The sequence below is a fragment of the Bradyrhizobium sp. CER78 genome (genome assembly GCF_029846235.1).
Classification (GTDB): domain Bacteria; phylum Pseudomonadota; class Alphaproteobacteria; order Rhizobiales; family Xanthobacteraceae; genus Bradyrhizobium.
Window position 1 is genome coordinate 245,040 of record NZ_JARVWP010000006.1, and the last position, 19,342, is coordinate 264,381.

Below are 19,342 nucleotides of genomic sequence, written 5' to 3' on the forward strand. Positions count from 1 at the left end.
AGGGAGAGACCGCCGTGAGCCAAAATCCGCAATTCCTGTTCGATTTCGGCAGCCCCAACGCGTTCCTCAGCCACAAGGCGATCCCGGCGATCGAACAACGCACCGGCGTCAAGTTCGAATATGTCCCGATCCTGCTCGGCGGCATCTTCAAGGCCACCAACAACAAATCGCCGGCCGAAACGCTGGCGGGGGTCAAGAACAAGCCCGAGTTCATGAAGATCGAGACCGAGCGCTTCCTCAAACGCTTCAACGTCAAGCCCTACACCTGGAACCCGTTCTTCCCGGTCAACACGCTGAACCTGATGCGCGCGGCGGTCGCCGCCCAGTTCGAGGGCGTGTTCGAGAAGTATATCGAGGCGGCTTTCCACCACATGTGGGTCGAGCCGAAGAAGATGGACGATCCGGAAGTTGCCGGCAAAGCGCTCGCGTCCTCCGGCCTGGATGCTGCAAAGCTGTTCGCCCGCGCGCAGGACGCTGACGTCAAGGGGAAGCTGATGGAATACACCCAGTCGGCCGTCGAGCGCGGCGCGTTCGGCTCGCCGACCTTCTTCGTCGGCAAGGAGATCTTCTTCGGCAAGGAGCAGCTGCGCGAAGTCGAGGAATTGGTGTCGGGAAAGTGACGTAGTCATTCCGGGGCGATGTGCAGCATCGAACCCTCAGGTGCGCAATTGCGCACCGAGAATCTCGAGATTCCCCGCTGCGCAATTGCGCAGCTGCGGTCTGGTCCTTCGGACCATCCCGGAATGACGCTAGAGCCTGATGAGATTAGGTTGAGCTGGAATGGCGTCGAAGGTTCACCTCTCCCTTGGGAGAGGTCGATTTGCGCAGCAAATCGGGTGAGGGGTTATGGTCTATCGAGAGGGCAAGAGCCCTCACCCGGATTGCTTCGCAATCCGACCTCTCCCCAACGGGGAGAGGTGAACCGAGACCGCGCCAAACCGATTCAACCAGAACTCATCCCGCTTTAGAGCCGGTAGCGAATAGTGATTAGCCAATCGCGAACCAGCATCTATATGTGTTCCCCATTCGCATTTGCTCAATCAAGAAGGAAAAATTCCCATGCGTGTTCTCGTGGTCGGCGCCGGTGCGATCGGCGGGTATTTCGGCGGACGGATGCTTCAGGCCGGCCGTGACGTCACCTTCCTGGTGCGGCACCGCCGCGCCGCCGAGCTCGCTTCGGCCGGGCTCGTGATCAAGAGCCCGAACGGCGATGTCACACTGAACAATCCGCCGACCGTGCAGGCCGACAAGCTCTCGGACAAGTTCGACGTCGTACTGCTCAGCTGCAAGGCGTTCGACCTCGAGGACGCGATCAAGTCGTTTGCACCCGCGGTCGGCGACAAGACCGCGATCATCCCGCTGCTCAACGGCATGCTGCATCTCGATGCGCTGGAGAAGAAGTTCGGCGCCCAGCATGTGCTCGGCGGCCTCTGCGCGATCGCGGCGACGCTGAACGAGAAGCGCGAGGTGGTGCAGCTGCAGCCGATGCAGTCGCTCGGCTTCGGCGAGCGCGCCGGCGGCACGTCGGACCGGGTGCGCGCGATCGCCGACACATTCTCCGTCGTCAACGGCGCGGCTGCCAGCGACCACATCATGCAGGACATGTGGGAGAAGTGGGTGTTCCTGGCATCGCTCGCCGCCTCCACCAGCCTGATGCGGACCTCGGTCGGCAACATCCTTGCCGCGCCCGGCGGCCAGGATTTCCTGCTCGGCATCCTCGACGAATGCAGCGCGATCGCGGCCGACGCCGGCCACATGCCGGGCGGCCCGTTCTTCCAGCGCACCCGCGGGCTGCTCACCACCGAAGGCTCGCCGATGACCGCATCGATGTTCCGCGACATCAAGGCGGGGCTGCCGGTCGAAGCCGATCACGTGATCGGCGACCTGATCGTGCGCGCCGACGCCGCGAAGATCCCGGTGCCGAAGCTGCGCACGGCGTATACGCATCTCAAGGCGTACGAGAAGCAGCGGGGCTGATCTCCACCCTCCCCTGGAGGGGGAGGGTCGGCTCACGCCGAGCGAAGCGAGATGTGAGGCGGGGTGGGGTGATCTCTCAACACGGGCAATGTTCGCGTGGAGAGACCGTCACCCCACCTCGTCGCTCATTGCATTCGCGCCGATCCTCCCCCTCCAGGGGAGGATGGCCGAGTGCCGTGCCGCTACAAATGCGCCAGATAATGCGCGAGCGCGGTGATCTCCTCGTCGCTCAAGGGATACGCGACATCGGCCATCGCCGCCTGCGCGCCGCCGGAGCGCTGCCCTGACTTGTAGTCGTGCAGCGCCTTGACGAGATATTCCTCGCGCTGGCCGGCGATGCGGGCGACCGCCTTGGTGCCGGCAAAGCCGTCGCCATGGCATGAGGCGCAGCGGCGGCCGACCGCGGCCTGCTTGCCCTTCTCGGACAAATCAGGGTTGTCGTCCTTGCCGCCCTTGAATGGCGGCAGCGACGCGAAATAGGCGCCGAGATTGCGGATGTCGTCGTTGTTGAGCTGCTCGACGATCGGCTGCATCTGCTCGTTCTTGCGCGCGCCGGCGCGGAAGTACACCAGCTGCCACTGAATGAATTGGTCGAGCTGGCCGGCCAGCGATGGAATGTTCTCGGTCTGCGAGATGCCGTTGTCGCCATGACAACCGGCGCAGATTTCGGCCTTCGCCTTGCCGGCAGCATTGTCCGCCGCTTGGGCGAACGACGTCAGCGCGACCGCCGACGCGAACAGCATTCCGAGGGACACAACGCGCATTGTCAGTTTCTCCGGCGGTCATTGCCGGGCGTCTGTCCCCGAGCTGATCGAGGAAGCCCCGGCAATCCATCAGGTTTAAAAAGGGTTCTTGTTGGATGGATGCCCGGATCAAGTCCGGGCATGACGAGGTTGTTCCGTTACCCGATCGCGACAGAAGCTGCGGCCACCTCACGGCCACCGCAGCCCCCGCTCGTTCGACTGTTACTTCTTGCTGTAGCTGATGCGATAGATCGCACCGGCCCAATCGTCGGCGACGAGGATGGAGCCATCCTTGTCGAGCAGGATATCGGCCGGACGGCCGAGATAGCCCTGGTCACCCTCGATCCAGCCGGAGGCGAAGATTTCCTGCTTGGCATTCTTGCCGTCGGGGCTCGCGGTGATCTTCACGATGCGGCCGCCCTGGTACTTGTGCCGGTTCCAGGAGCCGTGCTCGGCGATCAGGATGCTGTTCTTGTAATCGGGTGGGAATTGGCTGCCGGTATAGAACTTCATGCCGAGCGGAGCCACGTGGGCGCCGAGATTGTACACCGGTGGGGTGAACTCCGAGCACTTGTGACCCATCGCGAACTTGGTGTCCGGCAGGTTGCCCTGGTGGCAATAGGGATAGCCGAAATGCTCGCCGATCTTCGAGATCATGTTGAGCTTGTCGCTCGGCAGATCGTCGCTGATCCAGTCGCGGGCGTTTTCGGTGAACCAGTACTTGCCGGTGCGCGGATCGACGTCGCCGCCGACCGAGTTGCGAACGCCGAGCGCCCAGATCTCCGCATTGCCGGTCTTGGGATCGACGCGGCGGATCTGCGACACCGAGGTCGGCGGGATGCCGATGTTGAAGGGAGGTCCGAACGGAATGTAGAACCAGCCATCCTTGTCGACGGCGATGTATTTCCAGCCATGCGCCGCATAGGACGGCATGTCGTCATACACCACCTTGCCGCTGCCGAGATTGTCGAGATTGGCTTCGGCATTGTCGTACTTGATCAGCTTGTCGACCGCGATGACATAGAGCGCGCCGTCGCGGAAGGTGAGGCCGGTCGGCATGTTGAGGCCCTTGAGGATGGTCTTGACCTCTTTCTTGCCGTTGTTGTCCTTGATCGCATAGACGTTGCCGAGGCCGAACGAGCCGACGAACAGCGTGCCCTTGTCGCCCCAGGCCATCTGCCGCGCCGCGAGCACGTTCGAGGCATAGACCTCGATCTTGAAGCCCGGTGGCAGCTTGATCTTCTTCATCATGCTGGCGAGTTCGGCATCGGACGCGCCGGTCGGCGGACCGGACGGCGGGGCAAGGCCCTTCTGCGCTTCGGTCTCGTCGCCGAGGAACCAGTCATCCGGCGGATGGGTCCAGAATTCCTTGGTGCCGGATTCGTATTTCTTCAGCGCCCGGTTCTTGTCAGTTTGTTGCTGCGCATTGGCGAAGGTTGTCCCCGCCAGCAGCGCAACCGCCGCGAACGCAAGTATCGATCGATTGAAAGCCGATTTCATCGCGTCACTCCCCTATGCAAGCCGTTGCAGCTTGCCTGTTATTGATTTTGAACGCCCTGAGAGATGATGGTGGCGGTCTGGAGGTAGGTCAGACGGCAAAATGGTAGCACATCCAACGACGCTGAAAAGCGCGTGCAGCGGTGTGCGCTGCGTCAAAACAAGTTGAGACGATATTTTCCTGCGCACTCTGCCTGCGGGCAAGGCATTCTGCACCGCAGCGTGATATTCGAACGAAGCTAACGCTTGGAATCTATCGCGACGACAGGCGCGCCAGGCCGAGCGCCTGCGCTTTGGCCTTCGAGAGCGGCCTGAACAACACGCTGCGCCGCTCCCCACCGGTGATCGCCGCGATCTTGAAGCCATCATCGGCGGCGATGATGTCGCCGGTCCGCAGCGTCATGTCGTCCTCGATCGCAATCGGCGACAGGCCGGTTGAGGCGCTGGCGCTGCACGAGCATTGCGGCACGATCTCGCGCTGAAACCGGAATGCATTTGCGAGCGTCCTGTAGGCCTCGCCCTGTTCGGTCCTGGCGCTGTCGATGTCGGAGCCGGAATACAGCTTCACCTCGGCCGCGGGACAGGCCGCCTCACACGACCTGACGTCGGCGGCCCCGCTGACGCGCGGCAGCGGGAAGAAGCGGCCGTCGCAGGTCCGAACGCAGAAGTTCTGCCGGCCGCCCCAATGCGAGCGCGTCGTGATGTAGACCCGGGTCCGCGGCTGCTGCGTGGGCTCGAAGCCGGGCGCCGGCGCAAAGCCGGGCATGGGAAAGAAGCTGGGTGCCGGGGCGTAGGCGGAGTCGCTCGGCAATTGCTGCGCTGAAGCCGGCGAACATATCCCGACGCCGGCAAGCGCGATCAGCGCTGCAACGCTTGCGCGAGCAACGCGGCGCTCCAAGGCGGGATCCGGCGTCCAGCTGATCGGCATCATTCACTTGCGTGCCGCGTCGAGAGGCGAGCGGCAGCCATTTCAAGGCCGAGACAACCACAGATTTCTATCAGTTTTGAGAATGGGCTATTTGCCGGTTAACGAGGCCGGAAGCGGCCATCACGGGCTGCGGCAAACGGCAAGACGGCGCCAACAAAAAAGCCCGCAATGGTGGCGGGCCTTCATCAGACTGTCAGCTCTGTCGGCGAGATATTCGGTCAGCGAGAGATTTTGGAGCGGGCGAAGGGGCTCGAACCCTCGACCCCGACCTTGGCAAGGTCGTGCTCTACCACTGAGCTACACCCGCATCCGAAATGGCGGCGATCACTCGCCGGCAACGGCAGACCTATGCCAAATGCTGTCTGTGAATGCAACACAAGAGCGCGGTCTGACCCTCACGAAATCGCACGGTTTCGCTAAAAATTGACCCCGAATCGGCCGAAACCGGTCGCTGCGACGATTTCTTTTTATGTTTCCGCCGGAACCGGCCTCAAAGCCATCTCGTCCCGGAGCGATTCGAGCCAGCTCTCGAACCAGCCGGTCAGGGTCTGCGCCAGTTCGACGCGGCGCTCGGCCTCGCAATCGAACACCGCCCACCATTCGATAAAGGCCCGATTGCCGTCGACCACCGGGGTCACCCGCAGGGTTGCGCTGAAATCCGTCATCGGCAGGGTCGGAGGGCCGGCAAATTCGTAGGTCTGGAAGCGCTCGACGTCGGACTGCGCGAGCAGCCGCTGCCGGATCCGCCGTTCCCGGTACAGCACGTTGCGCACCGCACCGACGGTGTCGCCGGACTTGCCGTCCTCGATCTCGCTCGTTCCGGCACCACGGACCCAGACCGGGTAATTGTTGAAATCGCGGATGATTTTCCAGACTTCGCCGGCCGGCTGCTCGAACACGGTGCTGTAATAGGCCTTTGCCATGGGTGTTCCCCGTTGCCATCAAGGACGGCCATCTTCCGCCGTCCCGGGGGACAGGCCCACCCGATCTCCGATCGAACGGGATAGGAGGCAGGCAATTGAATTTTGCCGGGTCACCGCCATGTACTGGGCGTGATCGTCGGAAAACCGGTTCCCACTTTTCCGGGATCATGCTCTAGGCTCACAGAACGGCTGAACGTGCCGTGCGGAGCGTGCTAGAACGCCCCCGGAATTCCGACCTCAGAAGCAGGCGAGGACAACGTGACGATAATGGAGCAGGGCGGCCCCACGCCCCAGGCAGCGCCCGATCTGATCAAGGAGACGACGACCCAGACCTTCGTCAAGGACGTCATCGAGGAATCGCGCCGCCAGCCGGTCATGATCGACTTCTGGGCGCCGTGGTGCGGCCCCTGCCGACAGCTGACGCCGATCCTGGAGAAGGCGGTCAAGAACGCCAAGGGCCGGGTCAAGCTGGTCAAGATGAACATCGACGAGCATCCGCAGATCCCCGGCCAGATGGGCATCCAGTCGATCCCGGCTGTGATCGCCTTCGTCAACGGCCAGCCCGCCGACGGCTTCATGGGCGCGGTGCCGGAGAGCCAGGTCAACGCCTTCATCGAGAAGATCACCAAGGGCGTGCCGGCCGCCGGCGAGCCCAATCTCACCGAGGCCCTGGCCGAGGCCGACGCCGTGCTTGCCGAGGGCGACGCCGAAGGTGCGGCGCAGATCTACGCCGAGGTGCTGGCGCACGACGCCACCAATATCGCGGCGCTGGCCGGCCTCGCCAAATGCTACATGACGACAGGCGCGGTCGAGCAGGCCAAGCAGACGCTCGCGATGGTGCCGGAATCCAAGCGCAGCGACGCCGCGGTGAAGGCGGTGCAGGCGGCGATCGATCTCGCCGAACAGGCGCAGTCGGTCGGTCCGATCGCCGAGCTCGAACAGAAAGTCGCCGCAAACCCGCTCGATCATCAGGCCCGCTTCGATCTCGCGACCGCGCTCAATGCGATGGGCAAGCGCGCGGAGGCGACGGAGCAATTGCTCACCATCGTCAAGCGCGACCGCAAGTGGAACGACGACGGCGCGCGCAAGCAGCTGGTGCAGTTCTTCGAGGCGTGGGGCGGCACCGATGAGGCAACCGTCGAGGGGCGCAGGCGGTTGTCGACCATCCTGTTCTCGTAAAGTACGCCCGTCACAACAGCGGGACCGCAGATGCCGATCAATGCCGAATATCGCGGGCCCGGCGAGCTCCCCGAGGTGATCCCGGTGTTCCCACTGCCCGGCGCGCTGTTGTTGCCGCGCGGCCAGATGCCGCTCAACATCTTCGAGCCGCGTTATCTCGCGATGATCGACGACGCGCTGCGCGACGGTCACCGCCTGATCGGCATGATCCAGCCGGACGTCGCGCATTCGCAGAAAGAGGCGAAGCCGGTGCTGTTCCGCATCGGCTGCGTCGGCCGCATCACCCAGCTCGCCGAATCCGGCGACGGCCGCTACATCCTCGAACTGACCGGCGTCGCGCGCTTCAAGGTGGTCGAGGAATTGAACGTGCAGACGCCATACCGGCAGTGCAAGGTCGACTTCTTCTCCTTCACCGGCGACTTCACTGCGCGCAAGGGCGAGGAGGCCGTCGACCGCAAGGCGCTGCTCGAGGTGCTGGCGGATTTCCTCGAAGCCAACAATCTGAAGGTCGACTGGGAGGGCATCGAGTCCGCGCCGAACGAAGCGCTGGTCAATGCGCTGGCGATGATGTCGCCCTATGGTCCGGCCGAAAAGCAGGCGATGCTCGAGGCGCCCGACCTGAAGACCCGCGCCGAGATCCTGATCGCCGTCACCGAGATGGACCTCGCCAAGAAGCGCACCTCGGGCGACCCGCCGGTGCAGTAGGCCCCTCACCGCGACTCGCGGCGGCCTAGCCAGACGTGAAGCGGAAACATCATCGACAGGGTAAACCCCGCACTGAGGTGGATCCAGCTCATCCAGGGCCTGACCACCTCCGAACCGAGGTAATACAGCCCGAAGGCGGTTGCGATCAGCGCGGCATTGAACGTCGCCATGATCGATCCCGAAATGCGATTCTTCCGGCTCCGCCACGCGCGCAACAGATGCACGGGAACGAGCGCTCCGAGCAACAGCAGTGTCAGCATGGCGACACCGCCGTGAACCATCAGCAAGTTGGCGGCGACCAGCTGCCAAATCTCGTCGCCGGCGATGTTTTTCTGCCAATCCGCCACCAACCAGCCGGCGCCTGTCAGCAACAGCGCCGCAAACGCGGCATACATCGCGTAACGAAATGAACGTTTAAGCCGCAAGATGCACCACCTGTCGCCAGTCGGACGTGACCTGAATGTCCCCGTCGGCCGCGATCAACAGGGCGTTTGCTCCGTAATGCTCAAGCAGGTCGCCTGCATCGGTCCCCGAGATCATCACGACCTTGGTCAGCGCATCGGCAATGATGCATGAGGACGCGCGGACCGTGGCGCCGACGATCGCGGTAGCCGGCTCGCCGGTGGCGGGATTGACGATCGGAGAGGCGCCCGGACAAGTGCCCTCCGCCAGATCAAATCGACGCGCCGTCGACGCCAGCGCCTCTCCGATCATCTCGACCCGCGCGAGCAGGCGCAGCGGGTCGCGCGGATCGCGCAGATCGACCCTCTGCGGCTCTGTTCCGAACACCCGGAGATCGCCGCCGGCATTCACCAGCCCCGCCGGAACGCCGAATCCACGCAATACTTCGATGGCACGGTCGACCGCAAAGCCCTTAGCGATTCCTCCGAGATCGATCGTGATTTCAGGAGCTCGAAAGCGCACAGTGCGTTCCGGCAACAACTCGATCGCGTCGCCAACGCACGGCCCGGACGCGACGACCCGACCGCCGTCCGGTCCGGGCAGCAGGCCGGTGGCTTGCAACGCCGGCGCAACGGTCACGTCGAAGATCCCCCGAGAGCGCCGGTGAATCTCGACCGCCACCTCCAACACCTCGAATGTCCAGGCATGAACCGGTGTCGGCAGAACGCTGGCCTCTCGATTGAGGCGGCTGACATCGCTGTCGCGCTCATGAAAGCTCATCAGCCGATGAACATGCGCGACGGCATCGAATGCGACGTCAATGGCGGCATCCGCTTCGGGGCCGGCGGCTGCGACCTCGATCTCGACGAAGGTGCCGAGCAGCGGCCGCGCGCGGCGGGTCCTATCGGAGACGATTGGCATAGGCGGCTAGGATCCTCTTCACGCCCTCGGTGACATGTGTCGATGACAGCGTCGCGCCGGAGATATTCCTGATGTCGCCGTTGATCTTCAATGCGCTGGCGCTGCTCTTGCCGACGAATTGCGCCAGCCAGCTCGGACTTCTGACCTCACCGCCATAGGATTCCCGGTACTCCAGGATTTCGACCTTATGCACTGCGCCGCCCGGGGTCAGCGCCACCGCATAGTCGATGAACAGGTGTTTGCCGATGACCCGGTCGAAGATGAAGAAGCCCGCGACCTTGCCGCCGGCTTCAGCCTTCCACACGCGTCCTGCCTGAACTTCGGTGAACTGCGTCGCCGACGGAAATGCCTGCTTCTGCGCCTCCGCGATCGACAGGTACTGAACGGCATAGGCGGGCGAGGCAACCGACACGAGCGCCGCCGCCGGCAACGTATATCGAACCCACGTCATCTTTTACGCAACTCCTGTTGTTCAATGTCTCGCCGTGGCGGCGCTCGTTCCGGCGCGCCCCGCTGGTCTCAGAAGAAGAAGCCGACGCCGCCGAGGAACGAATCCGACATCGCGCCGGTGATGCTCTTGTCGATGACATGCTGATAGGTCGCCTTGAGCGCGACCTTCGGCGACGGGAACAGCGCGAAGCCGGCGGTATGGAATTGTCGCTCGCCGGCGCCGGTCGGCAGGTTGGCGTCCGTACCGGCAAAGCCTGCGGTCTGCAGGTTCTGATAAGTGTAGCGATAGAACGGCACCGCCTCCCACTCGCTGTTCAGGACAGTCCCGAGCGGCACGTGATAAGCGACCTCGCCGGAATAGCCGTACATCGTCTTGCCGACGTTGTTGGTGGGATCTGAATCGTTGTTGGCGCGCAGGTTCTCCGGACGGCCGAATTCCGCGCGGACATATTCGCCACGCAGTTCAAGACCCGTGTCGGGAACGCGATAGCGGAACTCGGCGTCGAACATCGTCAGGCTCGAGTGTCCGAGGAAGTTGCCGAGATCGTCATGCGCGCCGCGCGGCGTCGTGTTCGGCGAGTAATAGGCGCTGACGCTTCCGGCGAGGCCGGGCAGGAATGTCGGCGTGAAGTCGAGCCGCCCCGATACGGCCACGGCATTGTTGAGTTGCTGGAAGTCACCGAGCGGCGGCCTCGAGAAGGCGAGGGCATTCAGGCCATCGATGCCTGCGGCGTAGGGGGTGCCAGGAAGCGGCACGGTCTTGGCCGCGGTCCGGTTATCAAAGGAATCGCCGAAGTCCTCATTGCTGGTGCTGACCATCACTTGATACTTCAGGTCTTCGGTAATGGTTCCGTAGACACTCGAGGACGGCACTTTCCAGGTCGACGGAATGAGACCGTTATACAACTCGGGCCGGTTCACGCTGTAAAACTGCGTCGGCTCGTGGTGTTGGTTGATGTAGCCGATCGGTACGAGATCGATACCCGGCGAGCGCACGTTGAACTGGTCGATGATCTTGAAGTCGATCCAGACCTGCTCGATCTCGGCAGTGCCGTGCAGCTTGTCATCGTTGTCGAAGCCGGAGCCTGCGTGCTCAAACTCGATCTCTGCATTGAAAATGATGTTTGGTGTGATCGCGTAGGTCGGCAACAGCACGAATCGCGCTGCATCGAAGCCGTTCTGCCATTGGCCGTTGGCGGCGGGATTTTGCACGCTGCCGAACTTGATTTCGCCGTAGGCACCGATGCTGAGGCCCGGCACGGGAGAGTCGACGAGCCCGAGGATCGGCTTGTCCCCCACCGACGGAAGCGGCGGAAGATTCAGCATAGGCTTGGCCGGTGTCCCTGCCGACTGCGCCTCGGGCTTGCCCTTGGCATCCTTCGCGTCCTGCTTGGCATCGGTCGTCCTCCCAGGCTCGACAGATGACGCTGCGGCATTGGCGCTTCGAGTCGAGGCCGGCCGCGGCGCCGGCTTGGCGGCGGCGTCCTTCTGCTTCAGTTCGGCTTCGAGCGCCTGGATACGCTGCTCCATCTTGTCGAGCTTCTTGAGCAGCGCTTCGTTCGCGTCGCCTTCGGCTGCAGCAGCGCTGACGCTACCGACGATCGAGAGCGCGGTCGCCGCGAGAAGCGCGGCACGCCGCGATTTGAGGCCGCGTTTGAGTTTCGATCCACCCAATCCCGTGTAACGATGCGATGACATGCGCCCCCTCCGTATTGTCTGCAGATACGCAATCCGCGACATTGGGACGCACCTAGCATTGTCCGGAAACAATTCGCGAAGAATCGGCGATGGGAGGACGCTGCGCTTTTAGAATCCCTCAAGTTTAGAATGGAAATAAGAAGCAACCAAAGCCGGACATTCGGGAAAAATCGGCATCTAAAGCAGCATGAAGCTGCGAAGCAGCCCGACCGACAGGACTTAAGAGCGATCCCGAAGCTGCTTGCGGCCGGTGAACATCGCGCGCACCAGGTTCTGACGCTGAAGCAAGCCCACCACGATGACGCCGAGCACGTGCAGGGCGACCAGGATGATCACCGCATCCGAGGCATAGGCGTGGGTGTCCTCGACCCACCAGACGCCGAAGAAGGTGACGGTGACCTCCATCGCACCCGTGATCGCGGAGACCGCGAGCGTGAGCAGCAGCGCCACCAGCATCACGGTGCCCGCCGGATTGAGCCCGATATAGCGGCCGGTGATGCCGCGGCGGAGATTCCAGATGTAGCGCGGCGCGGCGCGCAGCCGGACGCCGAGCTTGCCGAAACGCGCATAGCGCGTGCCGGCAAAGCCCCAGATCAAGCGGAACGCCAACAGCCCGATCACGGAATAGCCCGCCAGCCGGTGCAGCCGGTCATAGACGCTGGGCGTCACCCACGCGACCAGGACGAGGATGGCGAGCGCCCAGTGCCACAGCCGCAGCGGCAGGTCCCAGACCTGCACGCTGGTCGCGCCGCGGGCGTCCGGCGCCGCCTCCGTCATCGCCGCCGCTTCACTTGGCGATCGTATGCTTCAGGCTGAGATCTTCCGGGCTGTAGAACAGCTCGTAGAGCTTGCCTTCCTTGACGCCGTACACTTCGTAGCAGGAGCCCTCGACCTTCGTGCGGCGTACCTCATAGCCGGCCGCCTTGGCCTTGGCTTCGGCATCGCTTGCCGGCTTCCACGACGCCTTGTCGAGCTTGGTGCAAGTCTTGTAGCCGTCGGCGAACGCCGCCGATCCCGTCAGTCCCAGAACACCAGCTGCAAGCACAGCGCTCAAAATCACTCTCACGCGCATCTCCCCTCCGTTGACGATCCTGCCCACAACGCACATCGCGCAGAGCACATGGGTGAACAATGCCGAGGGGATTGCCAAGTCAAGGAAGCGCGGCAGCGGCAGGCTTTAGAGAAATTCTAACCGCCGCGAAAACCGCTTTGCGCCCCACGCGCAATTCGGTTTTGACCGCGTGCTGCGGCCTTACGCCTCATGGAAATCCGAATCTGCCGGCGCGCGCCTTCGATCAGGAGGCGGCACCCGCCATTGCGAGACGAACCGCAGCAGGACGTTCGGCCGCTGCCGGGACCCGCTCACCGATCATCTGCGCGACCTTCTCGCTCTGCACCGGCGGGCTGAAGTGGAAGCCCTGCACTTCCACGCAGGCGTCGGCGCGGAGGATATCGAGTTGCTCCCTGGTCTCGACGCCTTCGGCCGTCGTGGTCTTGCCGAGGCTGACGGCGAAGCGAACGATCGCGCGCGCGATCCGGCGCGACTCGTCCGATGCGCCGGAGAGTTCGGAGACGAAGCTGCGATCGATCTTGACCTTGTCGAACGGAAACTTCTGCAGGAAGCTCAGCGAGGAATAGCCGGTGCCGAAATCGTCGAGCGCAATCCGCACCCCGAGATCGTGTAGCTGGCTGAGCGCGGCGAACACCGCTTCGCTGTCCTGGATGATGGCCGTTTCGGTGACTTCGAGCTCGAGCCTGTTGGGAGAAATTCCCGCACTCGCCAGCGCGTGCGCGATCACCGGAACCAGCTCCGGGCTCCTGAACTGCACCGGCGACAGGTTGATCGCGATCTTGAGATCGTCGGGCCATTTGGCGGCTTCCGCACAGGCGGTGCGCAGCACCCATTCCCCGAGCGGCACGATCAGGCCGGTCTCTTCCGCGAGCGGAATGAACTGCGCCGGCGAGACCATGCCGCGCTGCGGATGGTGCCACCGCAGCAGCGCTTCGAAGCCGCAGGTCTCCCCGCTCGCGACATGGATGAACGGCTGATAATGCAGCTCGAACTCGCCATTGGCGAGCGCACTGCGCATGTCGCGCTCGAGGCTGCGTCGGGCCTGCAGCAACCGATCGAGCTCCGGCTCGAAGAAACGGAACGAGCCGCGCCCACCGCTCTTGGCCGAGTAGAGCGCAAGATCGGCGCTGCGCAGGACCTCGTCTGAATCGGTGCCGTCGCGCGGTGCGAGCGCGATGCCGATGCTGGTCGTGGTGGTCACCCGATGATGGCCGAGATCGATCGGTTCGCTCAGCGCCTTCCTGATCTTCTCTGCGAGCAAGCCGGCCTCGGTGACCGGATCGCTGACGTAGTCGATGACGGCGAACTCGTCACCGCCGAGCCGCGCGACCAGCGTGGTATCGCTGACGCAGCGGCGCAGCCGCGCGGCCACCGACATCAGCAACGCATCGCCCGCCGGATGTCCAAGCGTGTCGTTGACGTCCTTGAAGCGATCGAGATCGAGCATCAGCACCGCAAGGCTTGGCCCACCGCACCTCGCGCCCGCGAGCGCCTGCTCCATCCATTCCTTGAGCAGCACGCGATTCGGCAGGTCGGTCAGCGCGTCGTGTTGCGCCATATGCGTGATCTTGGCCTCGGAGCGCCGCTGCTCGGTGACGTCGCGATGCGTTGCGACCCAGCCGCCACCGGGCATCGGCTGCCGCGTCACGCAGATCAGCCGGCCGTCGGCAAGCTCGTCGACTCGGCTGCTGATCTCGTCGGCCGGCAGCGCGTTCAGCGTGGCGAGCTTCTCGGTCGCGGCGCTGTCGCTGGTCTCGCCCTTGAGAAGGCCATTGGCGATCCGATGCGTGATGATCTCGCGGTGGGCGGTGCCGGCCATCAGCAATTCGGGCGGCAGCCGGTACATCTTGGCGTAGCGGTCATTGCACACGACCAGGCGCTTCTCCGCATCGAACATGCAGAGGCCCTCGCCCATGTGGTTGATCGCGGTATCGAGCCGGAACCTCTGTTGCTCCAGCTCCTTCTGCGACGCCTCAACCTGCTGGCGCGCCAGCGACAGCTGGCTGATGATCTCCTCGAAGCGGCGGGTGCGAAGCGCGAGGCGCCGGTCCGCGAGCACGCCGACCAGGCTCATCCCGAGCACCGAGAGCGCCACGCCCGCTATCACGATGGCGAGGAAGGCGGGAGAGAGCGACAGGGCCTCCGGAGCCAGCAACGGATCCGGAATGATCTCGACCGCGCCCATCGCGGTGAAATGATGCGACACGATCGCAAGCGTCAGCAACAGCGCCGCGACCAGCGACGACCAGCGATCCTGGTAACGGACCGCGGTCGCCAGCGCGGCGTAACCGAACAGCATGCCGAGCACTATGGACGCGGCCACGAGGTCCATCGACCACACCACGTGGCCCGGCACTTCCAGCGCCCACATTCCGAGATAATGCATGCTGGCAATGCCGGCTCCGATCACGGCGCCGCCGACTGGCGCGCGCCAGGGGCTGGAGTCGCTGGCGGCAAGGCCGAGGCCGCCTGATGTCAACATCATCGCCACCGCAAGCGACAGCGCGGTGAGAACGATGCCGTAGCCGGTCGGCACGCCCGGCTCATAGGCCAGCATGGCGATGAAATGCGTTGCCCAGATGCCGTAGCCGATCGCAGCTCCCGCGATCGCGATCCAGATCAGCCGCGTCCTCGCCTGCGAGGCGATCGCGCGATGGAAGATGTTGACCGCAACAATGCTGGCAACGAAGCAGACCAGTCCAGCCAGCAGAACCAGCCGCCAGTCATGCTCACCTGAGAGGCACGTCAGAACACGAAACATGCGTCGGCCCGTGGTTGTCCGCGCGGACAAGCTAGGCCGATTGAATTGTCTTCTCGATAATTTTCTACAATTTTCAGTGGCATGGTTATCCGCGCGTAAGCCGATTCCGCACGGAAATTGATGCCCCCATAGATTTTGAACACGCCCTTCAATCGCGTGTCTTCAACCCGCGAGCGGGACGAGCACGGTTTCACCGGTTGCGACCAGCGACGCCTCGCCCTGTTCGCTCTCCGCAAACAGTTCGGCGCGCGCAAAGATCTGTCTGCGGCCGGCGCGCACCAACGTGCCCTTGGCGATGAAGCCGTGGCCCATCGCAGGCCTCAGGCAATTCATCGAGAAATGCGATGCAGTGACCGAGCCCACGACCGATGCGGCGGCAAAGCCGCAGGCGGTGTCGAGCAATGCTGCGATCACGCCGGCATGCAGGTGGCCTGCATATTGGGTGAGATCGTCGCGCCAGGGCATGCGCAGTTCCACCTCGCCGGCGCCGGCGGAAATCACCTCGAGGCCGACAAGCCGGTTGAAGGCCGCCGACGCATTGGTCGCGATCAGACGCTCCAGATCGAATCCCGCTCCAGTGGTCATGCAAACCTCCATTGCGGCGGTCGTCGTTCGAGATTGGCCCTGACCGCCTCGATGTGATTGGGCGCGCCAAGTAGCAGCGCCTGCTCGGCTGTCTCGGCCGCGAGCCCCGTCGCCGCATCGCGATCGGCGGCAAGATTGAGCAGCCGCTTGACGGCGCGGATCGCATCGGGACTGCGGTCCGCGATCGCGCGGGCGGTCTCCAGCGCGGCGGCGCGCGGGTCTTCGACGATCCGGGTGGCGAAGCCGTAACCGAGCGCTTCGTCGGCGGAGAAGACGCGCGCAGTATAGGTCAGTTCTCGCACTACGTCCTCGCGCGCGAGATGGCGCATCAGCTGCGTGCCGGCCATGTCCGGCACCAGCCCCCATTTGGCTTCGATGATGGCAAGGCGCGTGGCGGGTGCGAGATATCTGATGTCGGCACCGAGCATCAGCTGGAAACCGCCGCCGAACGCGATGCCATGGACGGCGGCAATCACCGGCATCGGCAGCTCGCGCCACAGCCACACCAGATGCTGCGCGAAATTTGCGATGCCGTGCGTGCGCTGGCCGAGATCGGCAAACGGGAGGATCGACTCGCCTTCCGTCGTCGCGACCAGGCGCTCGAGATCGAGGCCGGCGCAGAAGGCCTGGCCCTCGCCCGACAGCACCACGGCGCGGAGCTTTGAGTTGTCGGCGAGCTGCGCGCCGATGTCGGCGATCGCGGTAAACATCGACGGATCGAGCGCATTGAGCTTGTCGGGGCGATTGAGCCTGACATCGGCGACGCCACCCGCGATGCTCAGGCTGATGCGGTCAGTCGGCATCGTTGCGCTCGCTAGTAACCGGCGGCAGCGAGCGCCACGACCACGCTCATCGCCATCCAGCCGATATGACGGAAGCGGGTCGCAACCGCATTCGCCAGCGCGGCGCAGCCGAACACGACCGCGAGCGTCGCCACGATCCAGTGCCGCGCAGCATCGGAGGCCATCGCGGGCGCTGCAATGAGCAGCACGCCGCCGCCGATCCAGGCGACGGTGCCGGCCTGATAGACCAGGCGGAGCAGCAGGCGCAGCCGCGGCGGCTCGACGGTGGCGCGGGCGAAGATCTTGGTCTCGCCGAGGACGCCATGGATCAAGCTGACCAGGATGGCGATGGCACCGGCGCCTTGCAGCAGAAGATCACGCATCGCCAAGTCCTCATGTAATGGACCATACAGTACTGTATGGATGAGACACCGGACGCTGGCGCCTGTCAATACACTTGTGTATGGTCGGCGGCGCAGACGGGGAACCATGACGGAACAGCTCTCAGCCAAGGACTGGCTCGATCAGGGCCTGAAGACGCTGGCGCGGCGCGGCTTCACGGCGCTCAAGGCCGAGCCGCTGGCCAAGGCCATGGGCGTCTCGCGCGGCAGCTTCTACTGGCATTTCGCCGACATCGGCGCCTACCGCGCCGCGATCCTCGACCATTGGCGTGAGGTCGCCGCCGAGCAGGTGATCGCCGAGCTCGAGACCATTCCGCAAGGCGGCGACGCGCTGGCGCTGCTGCTGCGTCGGACCTTCTCGGCGCGGCTGGCGCTGGAACGCGCGGTGCGCAGCTGGGCCACCACTGACGCCGCGGCGCGCGCCGCCATGCTCGAGGTGGACCGGCGCCGGATCGGCTATATCGAAACCCTGCTCCGGCAGGCCGGATTCCCCGACGACGTGGCGCGCGGCCGGGCGCAGATCTTCTATTGGGCGTTCATCGGCTACGCGCTGTCCGAGCAGACGCTGCCGAAAGCCCAGCAGCAGGCGGCGATCGACGAGCTGCTGCGGATGACGAAGCGCTGACAGCCGACATTTGGATGTGCTAGATGTCGGCGAGCCGGAGACCGCAATGAACTCGACGATCGACCACCTCGAAAGCACCGCCGACCCAAAGCTGCTCGAGATCCTGGTGTGCCCGATCACCAAGGGACCGCTGGAATTCGACGCCGCGCGGCAGGAGCTGATCTCGCGCTCCGCAAAACTCGCCTATCCGATCCGCGACGGCATCCCGATCATGCTGCCGGAAGAGGCGCGCAAGATCGATTGACGTGATCGCGTAGCCCGGATGAAGCGCAGCGCAATCCGGGACCGCTCTATCCGTGGATGATCTTACCCGGATTTCGCTCCGCTCCATCCGAGCTACGAATCTGCGAAAGCCTACAGCGCCTCACCCTTCAGCAGCCGCGGCACCTCGCCCGACAATCCCGCCGCCTGGCGGATGAACATGCTCTTCAGCGGCGGCGCGCGATCGACCAAACCCAATCCGATGTCGCGCACGGTGCGCAGCAGCGTCGATTCGTTGGAGAACAGGAAGTTCAGCGAGTTGGTGGCAACGCCCATCGCCATGGTGTCGAAGCGCCGCCAGCGCTGATAGCGCTCGAGCACGTCGGCCTGTCCGAGATCCATGCCGAGCCGCGCCGCGTCAACCACGACCTCGGCCAATGCTGCGACATCCTTGAGGCCCATATTGAGCCCTTGCCCGGCGATCGGATGGATCACATGCGCGGCGTCGCCGATCAACGCCAGCCGTTCGGCGATGAAGGAACGCGCGACGAAATAGCCGAGCGGAAACGCACGCGGCTTGTCGAGCGCCTTGATCTCGCCGAGATGCAAACCAAAACGCTGCTCGAGCTCGGCGTGGAATTGCTCTTCATTCAAGGCAACAATACGCGTGGCGTCCTTGCGCGTCTCGGTCCACACCAGCGACGAGCGGTTGCCGGTCAGCGGCAGGATCGCGAACGGACCTGCGGGCAGGAAATGCTCCTCGGCGCGGCCGCGATGCTCACGCTCGTGGCCGACCGTGACCACGATGCCGGATTGATCATAGTCCCAGCCATGGGTCGCGATCCCGGCGCGCTCGCGCAGCTTCGAGCGTGCGCCGTCGGCGGCGACCAGCAGGCTCGCATCGATCTCGGTGCCGTCGGCCAGCCGTACGCTGACGCCGTCGGGGCGTGACTCCGTTGCCGACACTGCGGTGGCGCGCAGCTCGACGCCTTCGGCCTCGGCGCGCGCCGCCAGCGCATCGATCAGATAGCGGTTCTCGACCATATGGGCGAACGGCTCGCCGGGCTCGACATTGCCGGCGAAGGTCAGGAACACCGGCCGCGTGGCGTCCTCCAGCTTGGAATCGGTGACGACCATGTCGGTGATCGGCTGCGCGGTCGGCGCCACCTGGCCCCAGACGCCGAGGGTCTCGAACAGCCGCCGGCAGGCCGCCACGATCGCGGTCGCGCGCGGATCGCGGCTCGGGCGCTGGCTCAGCGCAGGATCGGCCACGATGACCGGGATGTCCGGCCCCAGCCCCTGGCGCAACGCGACCGCCAGCGCCAGCCCGGCAAATGCGCCCCCGCAGATCACGATACTTCGTTGTGCCGGCATGCCTTTTCCTTACGCGCCCGACGCCATCAGACTGTGCTTGCTACCTGATAATAGCTGGGCGAAACAGGGGGCAGAAACAAGCCTGATCGTCATTCCGGGGCTCGCGCAGCGAGAACCA

Annotated in this window: 21 protein-coding genes and 1 tRNA gene; 6 read left to right on the top strand and 16 right to left on the bottom strand. The window is 64.3% G+C overall.

Annotated features, from left to right (window positions below):
- Positions 1–14 precede the first annotated feature (14 nt).
- Positions 15–620, top strand: coding sequence for a 2-hydroxychromene-2-carboxylate isomerase (locus QDT69_RS15265; RefSeq protein WP_279707329.1), 606 nt, complete (start codon positions 15–17; stop codon positions 618–620).
- A 439-nt stretch (positions 621–1,059) separates the two neighbouring features.
- Positions 1,060–1,977, top strand: coding sequence for a 2-dehydropantoate 2-reductase (panE, locus tag QDT69_RS15270; RefSeq protein WP_279707330.1), 918 nt, complete (start codon positions 1,060–1,062; stop codon positions 1,975–1,977).
- 182 nt (positions 1,978–2,159) lie between these two features.
- Here the strand turns inward: panE and QDT69_RS15275 are convergent, their stop codons facing one another.
- The 5 genes from QDT69_RS15275 to QDT69_RS15295 form a co-directional block, all read right to left on the bottom strand.
- A complete protein-coding gene (locus QDT69_RS15275) occupies positions 2,160–2,720 on the bottom strand; it encodes a c-type cytochrome (protein WP_279707530.1) in 561 nt (186 codons plus the stop codon).
- Between the two features lie 222 nt (positions 2,721–2,942).
- A complete protein-coding gene (locus QDT69_RS15280; RefSeq protein ID WP_279707331.1) occupies positions 2,943–4,220 on the bottom strand; it encodes a PQQ-dependent sugar dehydrogenase in 1,278 nt (425 codons plus the stop codon).
- 250 nt (positions 4,221–4,470) lie between these two features.
- Positions 4,471–5,145, bottom strand: coding sequence for a DUF2865 domain-containing protein (locus tag QDT69_RS15285; RefSeq protein ID WP_279707332.1), 675 nt, complete (start codon positions 5,143–5,145; stop codon positions 4,471–4,473).
- A 232-nt stretch (positions 5,146–5,377) separates the two neighbouring features.
- Positions 5,378–5,452, bottom strand: a tRNA-Gly gene (locus QDT69_RS15290).
- Between the two features lie 160 nt (positions 5,453–5,612).
- On the bottom strand, positions 5,613–6,068 hold the full coding sequence (locus tag QDT69_RS15295) for an SRPBCC family protein (RefSeq protein WP_279707333.1): 456 nt from the start codon (positions 6,066–6,068) through the stop codon (positions 5,613–5,615).
- A gap of 258 nt (positions 6,069–6,326) precedes the next feature.
- Here QDT69_RS15295 and trxA point away from each other — a divergent pair, with 258 nt between their 5' ends.
- Positions 6,327–7,247: a thioredoxin gene (gene trxA / locus QDT69_RS15300; RefSeq protein WP_279707334.1), complete on the top strand. Its 921-nt coding sequence runs from the start codon at positions 6,327–6,329 to the stop codon at positions 7,245–7,247.
- Positions 7,248–7,277: 30 nt separating this feature from the next.
- On the top strand, positions 7,278–7,952 hold the full coding sequence (locus tag QDT69_RS15305; protein ID WP_279707335.1) for an LON peptidase substrate-binding domain-containing protein: 675 nt from the start codon (positions 7,278–7,280) through the stop codon (positions 7,950–7,952).
- A gap of 5 nt (positions 7,953–7,957) precedes the next feature.
- Here QDT69_RS15305 and QDT69_RS15310 read toward each other — a convergent pair whose 3' ends face one another.
- The 10 genes from QDT69_RS15310 to QDT69_RS15355 all read right to left on the bottom strand — a co-directional run bounded on the left by QDT69_RS15310 (position 7,958) and on the right by QDT69_RS15355 (position 17,006).
- Entirely contained in the window at positions 7,958–8,347 is a 390-nt protein-coding gene (locus QDT69_RS15310) for a hypothetical protein (protein WP_279707336.1), read from the bottom strand.
- A 19-nt stretch (positions 8,348–8,366) separates the two neighbouring features.
- Complete coding sequence (locus tag QDT69_RS15315) at positions 8,367–9,275, bottom strand: FAD:protein FMN transferase (protein WP_279707337.1); 909 nt, start codon at positions 9,273–9,275, stop codon at positions 8,367–8,369.
- On the bottom strand, positions 9,256–9,726 hold the full coding sequence (locus tag QDT69_RS15320; RefSeq protein ID WP_279707338.1) for an FMN-binding protein: 471 nt from the start codon (positions 9,724–9,726) through the stop codon (positions 9,256–9,258). The genes QDT69_RS15315 and QDT69_RS15320 overlap by 20 nt, the downstream gene beginning before the upstream one ends.
- A gap of 68 nt (positions 9,727–9,794) precedes the next feature.
- The gene (locus tag QDT69_RS15325) at positions 9,795–11,495 is read right to left on the bottom strand and encodes a hypothetical protein (protein WP_279707339.1); all 1,701 of its coding nucleotides are present in this window, start codon (positions 11,493–11,495) and stop codon (positions 9,795–9,797) included.
- Positions 11,496–11,642: 147 nt separating this feature from the next.
- Positions 11,643–12,200 carry a cytochrome b/b6 domain-containing protein gene (locus QDT69_RS15330; RefSeq protein ID WP_279707340.1) on the bottom strand — a complete coding sequence of 186 codons (558 nt, stop codon included), beginning with the start codon at positions 12,198–12,200 and terminating at the stop codon, positions 11,643–11,645.
- Positions 12,201–12,210: 10 nt separating this feature from the next.
- Positions 12,211–12,495: a PepSY domain-containing protein gene (locus QDT69_RS15335; RefSeq protein WP_279707341.1), complete on the bottom strand. Its 285-nt coding sequence runs from the start codon at positions 12,493–12,495 to the stop codon at positions 12,211–12,213.
- Positions 12,496–12,718: 223 nt separating this feature from the next.
- Positions 12,719–15,256: an EAL domain-containing protein gene (locus QDT69_RS15340; protein ID WP_279707342.1), complete on the bottom strand. Its 2,538-nt coding sequence runs from the start codon at positions 15,254–15,256 to the stop codon at positions 12,719–12,721.
- Between the two features lie 162 nt (positions 15,257–15,418).
- Complete coding sequence (locus tag QDT69_RS15345; protein WP_279707343.1) at positions 15,419–15,841, bottom strand: PaaI family thioesterase; 423 nt, start codon at positions 15,839–15,841, stop codon at positions 15,419–15,421.
- Positions 15,838–16,644, bottom strand: coding sequence for a crotonase/enoyl-CoA hydratase family protein (locus QDT69_RS15350; RefSeq protein ID WP_279707344.1), 807 nt, complete (start codon positions 16,642–16,644; stop codon positions 15,838–15,840). The genes QDT69_RS15345 and QDT69_RS15350 overlap by 4 nt, the downstream gene beginning before the upstream one ends.
- An 11-nt stretch (positions 16,645–16,655) precedes the next feature.
- Positions 16,656–17,006: a hypothetical protein gene (locus tag QDT69_RS15355; protein WP_146986167.1), complete on the bottom strand. Its 351-nt coding sequence runs from the start codon at positions 17,004–17,006 to the stop codon at positions 16,656–16,658.
- Between the two features lie 106 nt (positions 17,007–17,112).
- Here QDT69_RS15355 and QDT69_RS15360 point away from each other — a divergent pair, with 106 nt between their 5' ends.
- Both QDT69_RS15360 and QDT69_RS15365 read left to right on the top strand, forming a co-directional pair.
- The gene (locus tag QDT69_RS15360; protein ID WP_279707345.1) at positions 17,113–17,649 is read left to right on the top strand and encodes a TetR/AcrR family transcriptional regulator; all 537 of its coding nucleotides are present in this window, start codon (positions 17,113–17,115) and stop codon (positions 17,647–17,649) included.
- A gap of 46 nt (positions 17,650–17,695) precedes the next feature.
- Positions 17,696–17,893 carry a Trm112 family protein gene (locus tag QDT69_RS15365; protein WP_279707346.1) on the top strand — a complete coding sequence of 66 codons (198 nt, stop codon included), beginning with the start codon at positions 17,696–17,698 and terminating at the stop codon, positions 17,891–17,893.
- 110 nt (positions 17,894–18,003) lie between these two features.
- Here the strand turns inward: QDT69_RS15365 and QDT69_RS15370 are convergent, their stop codons facing one another.
- Complete coding sequence (locus QDT69_RS15370; protein ID WP_279707347.1) at positions 18,004–19,224, bottom strand: ubiquinone biosynthesis hydroxylase; 1,221 nt, start codon at positions 19,222–19,224, stop codon at positions 18,004–18,006.
- Between the last annotated feature and the right edge of the window lie 118 nt (positions 19,225–19,342).

Excerpts from the sequence above, each read along its gene's own strand:
- panE (WP_279707330.1), top strand. The coding sequence starts at position 1,060 with ATGCGTGTTCTCGTGGTCGGCGCCGGTGCGATCGGCGGGTATTTCGGC.
- QDT69_RS15275 (WP_279707530.1), bottom strand. The coding sequence starts at position 2,720 with ATGCTGTTCGCGTCGGCGGTCGCGCTGACGTCGTTCGCCCAAGCGGCG.
- QDT69_RS15280 (WP_279707331.1), bottom strand. The coding sequence starts at position 4,220 with ATGAAATCGGCTTTCAATCGATCGATACTTGCGTTCGCGGCGGTTGCG.
- QDT69_RS15285 (WP_279707332.1), bottom strand. The coding sequence starts at position 5,145 with ATGCCGATCAGCTGGACGCCGGATCCCGCCTTGGAGCGCCGCGTTGCT.
- QDT69_RS15295 (WP_279707333.1), bottom strand. The coding sequence starts at position 6,068 with ATGGCAAAGGCCTATTACAGCACCGTGTTCGAGCAGCCGGCCGGCGAA.
- QDT69_RS15305 (WP_279707335.1), top strand. The coding sequence starts at position 7,278 with ATGCCGATCAATGCCGAATATCGCGGGCCCGGCGAGCTCCCCGAGGTG.
- QDT69_RS15310 (WP_279707336.1), bottom strand. The coding sequence starts at position 8,347 with ATGTATGCCGCGTTTGCGGCGCTGTTGCTGACAGGCGCCGGCTGGTTG.
- QDT69_RS15315 (WP_279707337.1), bottom strand. The coding sequence starts at position 9,275 with ATGCCAATCGTCTCCGATAGGACCCGCCGCGCGCGGCCGCTGCTCGGC.
- QDT69_RS15320 (WP_279707338.1), bottom strand. The coding sequence starts at position 9,726 with ATGACGTGGGTTCGATATACGTTGCCGGCGGCGGCGCTCGTGTCGGTT.
- QDT69_RS15330 (WP_279707340.1), bottom strand. The coding sequence starts at position 12,200 with ATGACGGAGGCGGCGCCGGACGCCCGCGGCGCGACCAGCGTGCAGGTC.
- QDT69_RS15335 (WP_279707341.1), bottom strand. The coding sequence starts at position 12,495 with ATGCGCGTGAGAGTGATTTTGAGCGCTGTGCTTGCAGCTGGTGTTCTG.
- QDT69_RS15340 (WP_279707342.1), bottom strand. The coding sequence starts at position 15,256 with ATGTTTCGTGTTCTGACGTGCCTCTCAGGTGAGCATGACTGGCGGCTG.
- QDT69_RS15345 (WP_279707343.1), bottom strand. The coding sequence starts at position 15,841 with ATGACCACTGGAGCGGGATTCGATCTGGAGCGTCTGATCGCGACCAAT.
- QDT69_RS15350 (WP_279707344.1), bottom strand. The coding sequence starts at position 16,644 with ATGCCGACTGACCGCATCAGCCTGAGCATCGCGGGTGGCGTCGCCGAT.
- QDT69_RS15355 (WP_146986167.1), bottom strand. The coding sequence starts at position 17,006 with ATGCGTGATCTTCTGCTGCAAGGCGCCGGTGCCATCGCCATCCTGGTC.
- QDT69_RS15360 (WP_279707345.1), top strand. The coding sequence starts at position 17,113 with ATGACGGAACAGCTCTCAGCCAAGGACTGGCTCGATCAGGGCCTGAAG.
- QDT69_RS15365 (WP_279707346.1), top strand. The coding sequence starts at position 17,696 with ATGAACTCGACGATCGACCACCTCGAAAGCACCGCCGACCCAAAGCTG.
- QDT69_RS15370 (WP_279707347.1), bottom strand. The coding sequence starts at position 19,224 with ATGCCGGCACAACGAAGTATCGTGATCTGCGGGGGCGCATTTGCCGGG.